Origin of the sequence: Pontivivens insulae (assembly GCF_900302495.1) — a bacterium.
GTDB classification, from domain to species: domain Bacteria; phylum Pseudomonadota; class Alphaproteobacteria; order Rhodobacterales; family Rhodobacteraceae; genus Pontivivens; species Pontivivens insulae.
The window spans coordinates 353,845-366,809 of record NZ_OMKW01000002.1 but is presented as its reverse complement, the minus strand read 5'-3'; the positions used below and the strand labels follow the sequence as shown (position 1 = coordinate 366,809).

Here is a 12,965-nt window from a genome sequence, read left to right as displayed (position 1 = left end):
TTCCGAGCCGGAAGTCGTGCTGCGGCATGGGCGATACGTGTCCGAACTCCTGACTTGGCGGCGCGCGCGCAAAGAGGCACTCATGCCAAGCATCGAGCGGAACGCGACCGGGACGCGTGCTTCAAGTCAGTACGGGGCGGACCTCAAACGCCCCCCTACGTCTGCTACCCATGCTCCGTAGGCTTGGTTCCTGCTACGCTGGTGGCACAACCGAAAAAGTGCTTCTTAACCTCGACTGAGAGACCGGCTTCGCGCAGAGCGATTGCCATTTGATCGCAGTCGCCGAAGTTGCGTGTGTAGGTCCCAATCATACTGAAGTCATTGGCACCTCGAAGCAGATACCGTTCCACCAAGGGCAGCACTCTATCGAGATAGAACCGGTAGACTGGGCGGAGCATCCAGCCCTTGGGGTCTGACGCTTCAATCAGTGCAAAACTGCCGCCCGGCTTCACTATCCGAGCAATCTGCCGTGCCAGAAGCGCCTGTTGCTCAGCGTTGAACGTTTTCAGACCAAATGTGGACACCAGAAGATCGGCGTAATTCGCTTCAAGATCCGTTTTAAGGGCATCTGCTTCAACATGGGTGATCCGTTCAGCATAGGCACCGTGCAAGCGAGCAACAGCATCAACATGCATGCGATGAGAAATGTCCAAAGCCGTGATCGTTTCCAAGTCTGGGAAGCGACGCAGAAGATACGGCCAGACCTCACCTGTTCCTGCCATCAAATCAACGACAACAGGTTGAGTGTTTTGTGGTGTCGCAAGTCGACCGACGCACTGACGTCTCCAGAGTGCAATGAAACCAAATGAGCTGATCGCGCTCCACCGCCTGTAACTGCGGGAACACCGATCAAAGAGGTTCGCGACAAAGGCGGGATCATAAATGTCGTCTTTTGGATCACTCATTCACAAACCAGACCGCTTTAATGCTGCCCAGTCGTCCTACACCCTATACGCAACACCTGAAAGCCGCCCGTGGCGGCGTTGCGGTGAAATGCGGGGCGCCTGCTTGCTTCACGGTCGCAAGGGCTGAGCCTACCGCACTCGCCCGCCGCAATAGCATGGTGTCCGCGGCGGGTTTCGGGGTAGTCTTTGCGCAAACGTCCTCAACGATTCCGGACTTATCCCCAGTGTTCACATCATGGGGATTGCGGGTAATCGGGTTATAAAGGGCGATCAGTGGGCAGAGTGGGGTTTTGGGTATGGACGGCGCGTATCAGGCGGACACGGCGCAGCAGGCGGAGGCGGAGCACCAGCCGCTTCCCCATAATATCGAGGCGGAACAGGCCCTTTTGGGCGCCCTGCTCGTGAACAACGAGATCTATGACCGCGTCGCTTCGATCGTCTCGACCGAGCATTTCCACGACCCTGTGCACAAGCGAATCTGGGATACGGCTTCTGCGCGGATCCAGAAGAACGCGCTGGCCTCGCCTGTCACGCTCAAGGCGTTCCTGGCCGAGGATGAAGGGCTCAAGGAACTGGGAGGTCCGGCCTATCTGGCCCGTCTGGCCGGGGCGGCGATCAGCACCTATGCGGCCAAAGACTATGCCCAGATGATCTATGATCTGGCGATCCGCCGCTCGCTCATCGAAATCGGCGAGGAGGTTGCTGGCAACGCCCGTGCCGTCACGGTCGAGAGCGAGCCAAAGGACCAGATCGTTCGCGCGGAAGAGAAACTCTATCAACTGGCCGAACAGGGCCGCACCGAAGGCGGGTTCCAATCCTTCCTGCGCGCGCTGACAACCGCCGTCAACGTCGCCAATTCCGCATATCAGCGCGAGGGCAAGCTGGCGGGGATCTCGACCGGGTTGCGTGACCTCGACGATAAATTGGGAGGCCTGCACAAATCGGACCTTCTGATCCTTGCAGGGCGTCCGTCGATGGGGAAAACGGCGCTTTCGACCAATATCGCCTTCAACATTGCGAAGGCCTGGAAGAAGGGGATGCGCACGGACGGCACGGAAGGCACGGTCGATGGTGGTGTCGTGGGCTTTTTCAGCCTGGAGATGAGCGCCGATCAGCTGGCCGCGCGTATTCTGGCTGAGCAGGCGGAAGTGGACAGCCACAAGATCCGCGACGGCTCCCTCGATCCGGATGAGTTTCGCCGCTTCATCGAAGCCTCCAAAACGCTGGAGAAAATTCCGCTCTATATCGACGACACGCCTGCCCTGCCGATCTCGACCGTGGCCGCCCGCGCGCGCCGCCTGAAGCGGCAGCACGGGTTGGACGTGCTCTTCGTGGACTATCTGCAACTGCTCAAGGGCACCGGCTCGAAAGCGTCGGAAAACCGGGTGAACGAGGTCTCTGAAATCACGCAAGGCCTCAAGGCGATTGCCAAGGAACTCGAGATCCCGGTTATCGCGCTGTCGCAGTTGAGCCGTCAGGTGGAAAACCGGGACGACAAGCGCCCCCAGCTGTCGGACCTGCGTGAATCCGGCTCGATTGAGCAGGACGCGGACGCCGTGATGTTCGTGTATCGTGAGGAATATTATCGCGAGCGCGAGCAACCGTCTGAGACCGATCTGGAAGCCACGGCCAAGTGGCAGGACCTGATGGAACAGGTCACGGGCAAGGCAGAGGTCATCATCGGCAAGCAGCGTCATGGCCCGATCGGGTCGGTGCAGATGGCCTTTGAAGGGCGCTTCACCCGCTTTTCGGACCTTGTGCAAAGCTGGCAGGCCGGGGCGCAGGATTACTGACTTCGAAGCCCCTTCAGCCGAATAGCATCCGCAGCCCCGTCGCGGATGCGAAACCGGTGCTGATGATGGGCGCGCCTTTGCGACGCCGCATCGTCGCTTGGGTGATTGGCAGCGCATGGTGGCCGGGTATGCTGACTTCATTCTAAGATGGTGGAGGCGCGCATGCAGGCCAAGCTCACAATTGATCTGGCGGCCATTGTCGCGAATTGGCGGGCTCTTGCACGGACCGAGGAGACGGCAGCCGTTGTGAAGGCGGATGCGTACGGGCTTGGGCTCGCGCCCGTCGCCAAGGCGCTGGCAAAGGCGGGTGCGCGCACCTTCTTCGTGGCGCAGACCGAGGAAGGTGTGGCGCTGCGCAACGTACTCGGACCTGGCGCGGAGATCTTTGTTTTTGGCGGGTTGATGGCGGGCGATGAAGCGGCCTTTCGCGACTTTGAGCTGGTGCCCTGCCTCAATTCGATCGAGCAGGCGCAACGTTTTGCAGTGGCGCCGACCGGACGCTACGCGCTGCAACTGGACACCGGGATGAACCGGCTTGGGCTGGAGCCCGCCGATCTGGGGCACCTGCCCGATCTGGGCTCGCCCGTGCTGACCATGTCCCACCTGGCCTGCGCGGATGAGCCGGATCATCCGCAGAATGCCGCTCAGCTCAGCTGTTTTCAGGAGATTGCGGGAACCGGCCGCCGCTCATTGGCCGCGACGGGCGGCACTTTGCTGGGTGCCGACTATCATTTCGAGATGACGCGGCCGGGCATCGGTCTTTACGGCGGGCTTCCTTTCGCGGCAGCGCAGCCGGTTGTGACACTGTCTCTGCCGGTTATCCAGATCCGTGAGGTTGCGGCAGGTGAGGCGGTCGGCTACGGCGCGTCCTACGTCGCGGACCGGCCCCGTCGCATCGCCACGCTGTCGGCCGGCTATGCAGACGGTCTGATCCGGGCGATGAGTGGCGGAGCCACGCTTTGGGCCGGTGACACGCCCTGCCCGCTGGCCGGACGTGTTTCGATGGACCTGCTGACGGTCGATGTGACCGAGGCGGGCGCGCCCGAATGGCTGGATATATTGGGGCCGCATCAGGGGGTCGATGCACTGGCCGACGCTGCTGGCACGATAGGATATGAGGTGCTCACCAGCCTGGGCGGTCGCTATGCGCGGAGCTACACCACCTGATTTCTGACCGATTGGACAAATCAGACGCTTGTCGCCCCGTTCCCTGAGGCTCATAAGGAGAGCCAGACCATGGGGAGAGCGCGGCATGAGCAATGATCGACAGCATAAGGCCACGCGGCTGGCGCAAGCGCTGCACTTCATCAATCCCGCCCATGGCGCGGTCGTGCCGGGGATCGAGCCTGCCTCGACCTTCGCGCGGGATGCGGATTATGCCCCGATGGGCCGGGCGGTCTATGGCCGCGATGGCGGGCCGACCACGCAGCACGCAGAGGCAGTCCTGGCCGATCTGGACGGGGCTGAGGCGGCGATGCTCTTTGCCTCTGGCATGTCTGCCGTTGTCGCTGTGTTTGAAACCTTGCGCAGCGGCGATCATGTCGTTTGTCCGAAAGTCGCCTATCATGGGACCATCACCTGGTTGAACCGCATGGCGGAATTGCGTGGCATAACCGTGAGTTACTTTGATGCCAGCAAGTCCGACGCGCTGGCGGCGGCAGTCCGCCCAGAGACGAAGTTCATCTGGATCGAAAGCCCGACCAATCCGAATTGGGACATCACCGATATTGCGGCTGCCGCCAAGATTGCAGCATCCACAGGCGCGAAGCTGATCTTTGATGCGACCTGCTGCCCGGTGATGACAACGCGGGCGCTGGATTTGGGGGCCGATATCGTCTTTCAGTCCGCCACGAAATACCTAAACGGTCACTCCGATCTGACAGGCGGCGTGCTGAGCACGCGCGACACCGGCGCACTGTGGGATGAGATGCGGCTGGTGCGGACGTTGCAAGGCACGGTGATGGGCGCGTTTGAAGCCTATCTGCTGATCCGTGGGCTACGCACGTTGCATTTACGCTGGGACCGCGCCTGCCGGAACGCCATGGAGATCGCCACGCATTTCAGCGATCATGACGGGATCGAGGCTGTGCTGTATCCCGGCCTACCCAACCATCCCGGCCATGATGTGGCCGCGCGCCAGATGGAGGGCGGGTTCGGCGGCATGCTGTCCTTGATCGCGCGCAGCGAAGCCTCCGCCAGGACCATTGCAACCTCTACCCGCGTCTTTGTCCCGGCCACATCGCTGGGCGGGGTGGAGAGCCTGATCGAACACCGGATCGCGGTGGAGCCGCCCGGCTCTGCCGTATCGCCGGCCTTGTTGCGCCTGTCCGTCGGCATTGAGGATGTGCGCGATCTGATTGCGGATCTGGAACAGGCCATCGCGCAGGCGATGCCATGAGCCTTCCGCGTCTTTCCCAATCCCCGCTTGAGCACCCGTTCGTTCAGGACCCTTATCCGTTCTACGAGATCGCCCGCGCCGCGGGGCCCCTCTTTCATTGGGAGGAGTATGGCCATGCCTGTGCCGCCGGGCACGCGGAGGTGAATGCAATCCTGCGGGACCGGCGGTTCGGGCGGGAGAATCCGTTTCCCAAGCCGACGCCGCCACATCTTGAGCCGTTCTATGCGGTGGACAGGCTTTCGATGCTGGAGCGGGAACCGCCCGAACATACCCGCCTGCGCCGTTTGGTCATGCGCGATTTCACCTCTCGCCGTGTGTCCGCGATGACGCCAGAGATTGAGGCCTTGGCCCACCGGTTGATTGACGAGATGCCGCCAGAGGGCGACTTGCTGTCTTCCTTTTGTGAGACCCTGCCCGTCATCGTGATCTGTCGCCTGCTCGGCGTGCCAGAAGATATGGCGCCGCAATTGTTGCGCTGGTCGCATGCGATGGTGGCCATGTATCAAGTCCGCCGCGACCGCGTGGTCGAGGATGCGGCAGTGGCTGCAACGCTGGATTTTACCGCCTATCTGCAAAGCTATATCGCCGAACGCCGGGCTGATCCACGCGAAGATCTGATCTCGGCCCTGATTGCAGCCGACGAAGATCGGTTGAACGAGGACGAGTTGATCGCAACCTGCATCCTTCTGCTCAATGCCGGGCATGAGGCGACGGTGCACGCATTAGGAAATGGCGTTAAAACACTGATATCGAACGATATGTGGCATCCCCACGATCCCGATCTGTTGACAGAAGAAATTCTGCGCTTTGATCCACCGCTCCACATGTTCACGCGCTTTGCGATGGAAGATGTCGAGGTTGGCGGACATCATTTCGCGAAAGGTGAGGTTGTGGGCCTGATGCTGGCCTCGGCCAATCGGGATGAGGCCGTATTTGCTGATGCCGCCCGTTTCGATCCCACGCGGACGCCCGGCCCGCAGCTGAGCCTTGGCGCAGGCTTGCACTTTTGCGTCGGGGCGCCGCTGGCCAAGCTGGAGGTTGCGACAGCGCTGCCGATTCTGATCGCGCGTTGCCCTGACCTGCGGATCATCGAGCCGCCTGTTTATGCCGACCGCTATCACTTCCATGGACTTGAAAAGCTGATCTGCGCGACCTGAGGCCAATATCAACAGTTGCGCAGAACAACCGATCTCACAACCCAACCGTGTAAGCGGTTGCACACCAATTTTCGCCCGATTTGCGACATTGCGTTGCGCAAAGGGCTGATGTTGCGCAGCAATAATCCTGACCGATCAGTCATACCGGTTCGAATTGTCGGAAATTGAATAGTCCCCGTCGCAAATTGACAAAAACTTTTCCGCTCTGCTGTTGACCTTGGCAGGGCGCCTTCCTTCAATGGCGAGCGGACCTGCGAGAACAGCAGGCCGGACGGGGCCCGCAAGGGAATTGGTATCAAGACGCAAAGCGTCACGACATGAATGTCACTGGTCTTTGCCGGGGGAAGCCGGGCTGAAGTCTTGTGACAAAATTGGGAGAGGTTGAATGACCAAACACACTTTGAACGACGGTGCGATCCACCCGCGCCTGCCGGAGCTGGCTGAAGAAGTCCGCGCAGGCAAGCTGAAGCGGCGTGAGTTCCTCGCCATGGCGACCGCACTGGGTATGACGACCGCAGGCGCCTATCACATGCTGGGCGCAAAGCCAGCATTCGCGGACGGGCACCGCTCTGGCGAGATGGGCGGCACAATCCAGGTGTCCATGGACATTATGCCCGTCGACGATCCGCGCGTCTTTGACTGGTCCCAGAAGGGCAACGTCGCCCGCCAGTTCTGCGAAACGCTGGTTCGCTACACCCGTGACTTCACCTTCGAGCCAATGCTGCTGGAAAGCTGGGAAGCCAATGATGACGCGACCGAGTACGTCCTGAACGTCCGTCAGGGCGTGAAGTGGAACAATGGCGACGACTTCACGGCAGAAGATGTTGCCCACAACATCACCCGCTGGTGCGAAAGCGGTGTCGAGGGCAACTCCATGGCCTCGCGCATGGGCACGCTCGTCGATTCCGAGACCGGTAACATCGCCGACGGCGTTCTGGAGATCGTCGACGACTACACCGTCAAGCTGACCCTGCCCCGCGCAGACATCACGATCATTCCGGGCATGGCCGACTATCCGGCACTGGTCGTTCACCGCTCGTTCGACGGGTCCGAGAACCTGACGGATAACCCAATCGGCACCGGTCCGTTCCTGCTGACCGACTTTGCCGTGGGTGAGAGCGCCTTCTTCGAGAAGCGCGACGCCAGCGAATACTGGGGTGACGAAGTCTATCTCGACGGGATCGAGATGTACGATTACGGCACCGACAAGTCGGCGGAAATCTCGGCCTTTGAGGCGGAAGAAATCCACATCAACTACGAAACGCAGCCGGAATTCGTCGACATTCTCGACGATCTCGGCCTGACGAAATCCGAGGTGGCGACGGCCAACACCATCGTTGCGCGGATGAACATCGAGAATGCGCCTTACGACAAGCAGGAAGTGCGCAACGCGATCCAGCTGGCCGTGGACAACTCTGTCGTTCTGGAACTCGGCCAGTCCGGTCGCGGTCTTCCGGCGGAAAACCACCATGTCGGCCCGATGCACCCGGAATATGCCGAACTGCCCGCGATCACCCGTGATCCCGAAGCAGCCATGGCCCTGCTGGAATCTGTTGGTGAAGCAGAGACCGAGTTTGAACTGACCTCGATTGACGGTGACTGGCGCACCATCACCACCGACGCGATTGCAGCGCAGATGCGCGACGCGGGCATGAACGTGAAGCGGACGGTTATCCCCGGCTCCACCTTCTGGAACGACTGGACGAAGTATCCCTTCTCCACCACGAACTGGAACCAGCGTCCGCTTGGCGTGCAGGTGCTCGCGCTCGCCTATCGTTCTGGCGAGGCATGGAACGAGAGTGCCTATGCCAACGAAGAGTTCGACACGCTGTTGACCGAGGCGATGACCATTGCCGATGCCGATCAGCGTCGTGTGCTCATGGAGCAGATCGAAATGAACCTGCAAAGCTCGGGCGTGATCATCCAGCCCTACTGGCGCTCGCTGTTCATGCACCACACCGATCAGGTGAACGGCTACGGCATGCACCCGACCTTTGAGATGTACCTCAACGACACCTGGCTGTCGTAAGTCGTCTCGACAAGACAGGCCGCGCCCGGATCCCGGGCGCGGCCGATCCAGTTTCCCAATAAGATTACAGGACGTTACATGCTCATCTTCATCTTGAAACGCCTCGGCGTGATGCTTCTGACCATGTTCGCCCTGACCCTCGTGGTTTTCTATCTCACCAATCTGGAACCCAATCTCGTCAAGCTGGCCTTGTCAGCGGGCAACATGCGCATGACGCCCGAGGAAGTGCAGCTCTGGCTTGAGAACCGCGGATATACGGATCCCTTCTTCTACAGATATTTCAGTTGGCTGGGTGGCGTGCTGACCGGCGACTGGGGCATGTCCACCCGGTTCGATACGGAAGTTGGCCCCTTTATTGCTGGGCGCCTCGCCGCGACCGGCGCGCTGATGTTCTGGGTGATGATCGTGATGATCCCATCCGCGTTGCTGCTGGGCGTGCTGGCTGGCATGCGCGAAGGATCGAAGACGGACCGGTCGCTGTCGCTGGTCGCCATCGGCTCTACCGCCACACCGGAATATGTGTCCGGGATCATTTTCACCGTGATCTTTGCGAGCCTGTTCAAAGAGTGGTTCGGGGATTTCCACCTCAACGGCTCGGCTGCATCGGCCACCGGGCGGAACGGGCTGAACATCACCTTCTACAATTTCACCCTGCCCGTGATCACCATGGCTGCATATGGCATGGGATATATCGCACGCATGACCCGCGCTTCGATGGCCGAAGTGATGACGGCGCAGTACATTCGCACCGCCCGCCTGAAGGGCGTGAGCTTTCGCCAGATCGTCATCAAGCACGCGCTGCGCAACGCCCTGATCGCGCCGTTCACTGTCATCATGCTGCAGTTCCCGTGGCTGCTGACCGGCGTCGTCATCGTGGAGCGGATGTTCGGCTATAAGGGCTTTGGCGATGCGCTGGTGCAGGCGGCTGAGAACAACGACATCGAGCTTCTGCTCACCTGCTCCGTCGTGTCGGTGGCGGTCGTGCTGATCACACAGCTGATTTCGGATATCGGCTATGTCTACCTCAACCCGCGCATCCGCGTGAAATAAGAAAGAGGACCTAGGATCATGGAACCTCTCGGATTTGGCGCGATTTTCGCACAGGCCTTTGTAGAACTCTGGCTGGTCTGGCTGGTGCTGGCCGCCCTGATGGGCACGAGCTTTGTGCTGCGCAAGCGGCTGGGGCTTTATGGACAGCTCTATGACAGCTGGGTCGGTATGGTGGGCCTCGCGCTCGTCTTCTTCTGGGTCATAACTGCGCTGCTGGCCGACTATGTGCTGCCCTTTGACCCGCAGCAGCAATTCGCCAGCATGAAGCGCGCGGTGCCTGGCGCCTTCACCCCGGAAGGTCAGGTGATGCTGTTCGGCGGCGACAACCTGGGACGGGATGTCTTCTCCCGCCTGCTCAAAGGCTCCCAGACCGTTCTGGCGATTGCGCCTGCCGCGACATTGTTTGCGTTTATGGTTGGCATCACGCTGGGCCTTCCGGCAGGGTTCTATGGCAAGATCATTGATACGGTACTGACGTTCCTGGCCAATCTGGTGTTGGCCTTCCCTGTGATCCTGCTGTTCTATCTGCTCGTCACGCCGGGCATTCGCGACACACCGATCCCGACGACGATGGCCGCGATCCTGTTTTTCTTCCCCATCGCCTTCTTCTTCCTGTTCTTCTATTCGCGCTACAAGACGCGGCCCGATGTGCTGTGGATGCAGCTTCTGGCCGTCGCGGTTGTGGGCGGGTGGATGTATATGGGTCTCGCCTTCAACAGCGATCCGCTGGGCATTCTTGCGATGGATCCGAACACGCTGAACATCTTCGTGTCGGTGGTCTTCGTGAACTCCCCCACCGTGTTCCGCATCGTGCGGGGCCTGACCATGGACATTAAAACGCGCGACTATGTGGCCGCCGCCCAGACACGCGGAGAGCGGCCCTGGTACATCATGCTCTGGGAAATTCTGCCCAACGCGCGCGGCCCGCTGATCGTCGATCTGTGCCTGCGCATTGGCTACACCACGATCCTTTTGGGCACGCTGGGCTTCTTCGGCCTGGGCGTCAGCCCCGAAAGCCCGGATTGGGGTCTGTCGATCTCTGAAGGTCGCAAGATCTGGCGCTCGGTGGAGCATGTCGCCCTACCGCCCGCGCTGGCGCTGATGAGCCTCGTGCTCGGTCTGAACCTGCTGGCCGACAGCCTGCGCGAACAGAGTTTGAAGGACTGATGATCATTGTCGCTGGTGAGATTGACGTGAAGCCGGGGCAGCGTGACGCGTTCATTGAAGGATCGCTCGACGCGGTTCGTGCAGCGCGCGCTCACCCCGATTGCCAAATCTTCAGCGTGGCACCCGATCCGATCGAAGCGGATCGGGTGACCATACTGGAACAATGGTCCTCAATGGATGCGCTTGATGCGTTTCGTGCGGACGGACCCGAGAATAGCCTGACCTCCCTCATCACTGCCGCGCGTGTCCGGCAGCATGAGCTTGGTCAGACGACACTGGATTGAGACGAGAGGGAAACTTGAGATGACCAAATGGGATTATGACGGCCCGGTTCTTGAGATTGAGAACCTCTCCATTTCCTTCTTCACCCGTGCGGGGGAAATCCCGGCGGTGATGGACTTCTCGTGCACCGTGCAGCCCGGTGAGGCGATGGGCCTTGTGGGCGAGAGCGGCTGCGGCAAGTCCACCGTCGCGCTCGGCGTCATGCAGGACCTTGGCAAGAACGGCTCCATCGTCGGCGGCTCGATCAAGTTCAAGGGGCGCGACCTTAACGAGATGTCGGATGAAGAGCTGCGCGATATTCGCGGCTCCGAAATTGCGATGATCTATCAGGAGCCGATGGCGTCGCTGAACCCGGCGATGAAGATCGGAAAGCAGCTGATGGAAGTCCCCATGATCCACGAGGGGATGAGCGAGAAGGACGCCTATCAGCAAGCACTCGAAGTGGTGGAGGCCGTGCGCCTGCCCGACCCTGAGCGGATGCTGAAATCCTATCCGCACCAGCTCTCGGGCGGTCAGCAGCAGCGCATCGTGATCGCCATGGCGCTGATGTCGAAACCCTCACTACTGATCCTTGATGAGCCTACCACGGCGCTCGACGTGACGGTCGAGGCGGGGATCGTCGATCTGGTTAAGGATCTGGGGGAGAAGTTTGGCACGTCTATGCTCTTCATCTCCCACAATCTCGGCCTCGTGCTCGACACCTGCGACCGGCTGTGCGTGATGTATTCGGGCGAGGCGGTGGAGACCGGCTCAATCAAGGATGTATTTGACAAGATGCGGCATCCTTATACGCAGGGCCTGTTCCGTTCGATCCCGCTGCCGGGGGCGGACAAATATGCCTCCCCGCTGATTGCGATCCCGGGCAACTTCCCCCTGCCCCATGAGCGCCCGCCGGGCTGTAATTTCGGCCCGCGCTGCAACTATTTCGAGGAGGGACGCTGCAACGCGACCGATATCAAGATGGATGAGGTGCCCGGCGACGACCGCCACGGCACGCGCTGTCTGAAATGGCAGGAGATCGATTGGGCCGCCAAGCCGCCCCGGGCAGAAGAAGGCTCCGGCAAGACCGCAGGCGATGTGGTGCTGAAAGTCGATAACCTGAAGAAATACTATGAGGTCGCAGCCAATGGCCTGTTCGGCGGTGGGGAAACCCGCGTCGTGAAAGCCAATGAAACCGTCAGTTTCGAAGCCCGCGAGGGTGAGACGTTGGCCATCGTGGGTGAGTCCGGCTGCGGCAAGTCCACGCTCGCCAAAGTGCTGCTCGGTCTGGAAACCGCGACAAATGGCGACGTCACATTGGGCAACAAGGAGATCGGCGGAACTGACATCGAAGCCCGCGACGTGAAGACGATTTCTGATGTGCAAATGGTGTTCCAGAACCCGTTTGACACGCTCAATCCGTCTCACCAGATCGGCAGCCAGATCATCCGGGTGCTTGAAAAATTCGGCATCGGCAAGACGGTTGAAGAGCGGGAGCAGAAGATGCTCGAACTGCTCGATCTCGTGAAGCTGCCGCGCGCCTTTGCCAAGCGGATGCCGCGCCAGCTCTCGGGCGGGCAGAAGCAGCGGATCGGGATCGCGCGCGCCTTTGCCGGAACGCCGAAAGTCGTTGTGGCTGACGAACCCGTCTCAGCCCTCGACGTGTCAGTGCAGGCCGCGGTGACGCAATTGCTGACAGACATCCAGAACGAGAGCCGCACGACGATGCTGTTCATCTCCCACGACCTTTCCATCGTGCGCTATCTCGCGGACAGGGTGATGGTGATGTATCTGGGCCATGTGGTGGAGATGGGCACCACTGAACAGGTCTTTGCCCCGCCCTATCACCCCTATACCGAGGCGCTGCTCTCTGCTGTGCCCATCGCGGATACGCGGGTGGAGAAAAAGCGGGTGGTCCTCGACGGCGATATTCCCTCTGCGATGAACCCGCCTCCGGGCTGCCCCTTCCAGACGCGCTGCCAGCATAAGGCGAAAGTGTCAGGCAACCTGTGTGAGACCGAGGTGCCACCGATGCGCGATCTGCCCTCGGGCAATCAGATCAAATGTCACCTTGCCCAAGAGATGCTCGACAAGATGGAGCCCGTGATCCAGATCCACGCGGCAGAGTGAAACCGGCCCCCGGCTCAATGCCGGGGCAGGCCCTGCGGGGCGGATATTTGAACCAAGAAGAAAGGGCCGGCCCGT

At 60.6% G+C, this 12,965-nt stretch carries 10 protein-coding genes; 9 read left to right on the top strand and 1 reads right to left on the bottom strand.

Annotated elements, in window-relative coordinates:
• Window positions 1-164: 164 nt before the first annotated feature.
• Window positions 165-905, bottom strand: a complete 741-nt coding sequence (locus POI8812_RS07145; RefSeq protein WP_108781868.1) for a class I SAM-dependent methyltransferase — start codon at window positions 903-905, stop codon at window positions 165-167.
• A 296-nt stretch (window positions 906-1,201) separates the two neighbouring features.
• On the opposite strand from POI8812_RS07145, the gene POI8812_RS07140 reads away from it, so the two are divergent.
• The 9 genes from POI8812_RS07140 to POI8812_RS07100 all read left to right on the top strand — a co-directional run bounded on the left by POI8812_RS07140 (window position 1,202) and on the right by POI8812_RS07100 (window position 12,890).
• Window positions 1,202-2,698, top strand: coding sequence for a replicative DNA helicase (locus POI8812_RS07140; RefSeq protein WP_108781867.1), 1,497 nt, complete (start codon window positions 1,202-1,204; stop codon window positions 2,696-2,698).
• A gap of 162 nt (window positions 2,699-2,860) precedes the next feature.
• Window positions 2,861-3,865: an alanine racemase gene (alr, locus tag POI8812_RS07135; protein WP_108782506.1), complete on the top strand. Its 1,005-nt coding sequence runs from the start codon at window positions 2,861-2,863 to the stop codon at window positions 3,863-3,865.
• Between the two features lie 85 nt (window positions 3,866-3,950).
• Entirely contained in the window at window positions 3,951-5,096 is a 1,146-nt protein-coding gene (locus tag POI8812_RS07130; protein WP_108781866.1) for a trans-sulfuration enzyme family protein, read from the top strand.
• Window positions 5,093-6,253: a cytochrome P450 gene (locus tag POI8812_RS07125; protein ID WP_108781865.1), complete on the top strand. Its 1,161-nt coding sequence runs from the start codon at window positions 5,093-5,095 to the stop codon at window positions 6,251-6,253. The genes POI8812_RS07130 and POI8812_RS07125 overlap by 4 nt, the downstream gene beginning before the upstream one ends.
• A 385-nt stretch (window positions 6,254-6,638) precedes the next feature.
• Window positions 6,639-8,282 carry an ABC transporter substrate-binding protein gene (locus POI8812_RS07120; RefSeq protein ID WP_108781864.1) on the top strand — a complete coding sequence of 548 codons (1,644 nt, stop codon included), beginning with the start codon at window positions 6,639-6,641 and terminating at the stop codon, window positions 8,280-8,282.
• Window positions 8,283-8,360: 78 nt separating this feature from the next.
• Window positions 8,361-9,332 (top strand): ABC transporter permease, encoded by a 972-nt coding sequence (locus POI8812_RS07115; RefSeq protein ID WP_108781863.1) that lies wholly within the window; start codon window positions 8,361-8,363, stop codon window positions 9,330-9,332.
• Between the two features lie 18 nt (window positions 9,333-9,350).
• On the top strand, window positions 9,351-10,499 hold the full coding sequence (locus POI8812_RS07110; protein WP_108781862.1) for an ABC transporter permease: 1,149 nt from the start codon (window positions 9,351-9,353) through the stop codon (window positions 10,497-10,499).
• The gene (locus tag POI8812_RS07105) at window positions 10,499-10,783 is read left to right on the top strand and encodes a putative quinol monooxygenase (protein WP_211310401.1); all 285 of its coding nucleotides are present in this window, start codon (window positions 10,499-10,501) and stop codon (window positions 10,781-10,783) included. The genes POI8812_RS07110 and POI8812_RS07105 overlap by 1 nt, the downstream gene beginning before the upstream one ends.
• A 19-nt stretch (window positions 10,784-10,802) precedes the next feature.
• Window positions 10,803-12,890 carry a dipeptide ABC transporter ATP-binding protein gene (locus POI8812_RS07100; protein WP_108781860.1) on the top strand — a complete coding sequence of 696 codons (2,088 nt, stop codon included), beginning with the start codon at window positions 10,803-10,805 and terminating at the stop codon, window positions 12,888-12,890.
• The last annotated feature ends 75 nt before the right edge of the window (window positions 12,891-12,965 follow it).

Coding starts and splice junctions, on each gene's coding strand:
- POI8812_RS07145 (WP_108781868.1), bottom strand. CDS start 905: ATGAGTGATCCAAAAGACGACATTTATGATCCCGCCTTTGTCGCGAAC.
- POI8812_RS07140 (WP_108781867.1), top strand. CDS start 1,202: ATGGACGGCGCGTATCAGGCGGACACGGCGCAGCAGGCGGAGGCGGAG.
- alr (WP_108782506.1), top strand. CDS start 2,861: ATGCAGGCCAAGCTCACAATTGATCTGGCGGCCATTGTCGCGAATTGG.
- POI8812_RS07130 (WP_108781866.1), top strand. CDS start 3,951: ATGAGCAATGATCGACAGCATAAGGCCACGCGGCTGGCGCAAGCGCTG.
- POI8812_RS07125 (WP_108781865.1), top strand. CDS start 5,093: ATGAGCCTTCCGCGTCTTTCCCAATCCCCGCTTGAGCACCCGTTCGTT.
- POI8812_RS07120 (WP_108781864.1), top strand. CDS start 6,639: ATGACCAAACACACTTTGAACGACGGTGCGATCCACCCGCGCCTGCCG.
- POI8812_RS07115 (WP_108781863.1), top strand. CDS start 8,361: ATGCTCATCTTCATCTTGAAACGCCTCGGCGTGATGCTTCTGACCATG.
- POI8812_RS07110 (WP_108781862.1), top strand. CDS start 9,351: ATGGAACCTCTCGGATTTGGCGCGATTTTCGCACAGGCCTTTGTAGAA.
- POI8812_RS07105 (WP_211310401.1), top strand. CDS start 10,499: ATGATCATTGTCGCTGGTGAGATTGACGTGAAGCCGGGGCAGCGTGAC.
- POI8812_RS07100 (WP_108781860.1), top strand. CDS start 10,803: ATGACCAAATGGGATTATGACGGCCCGGTTCTTGAGATTGAGAACCTC.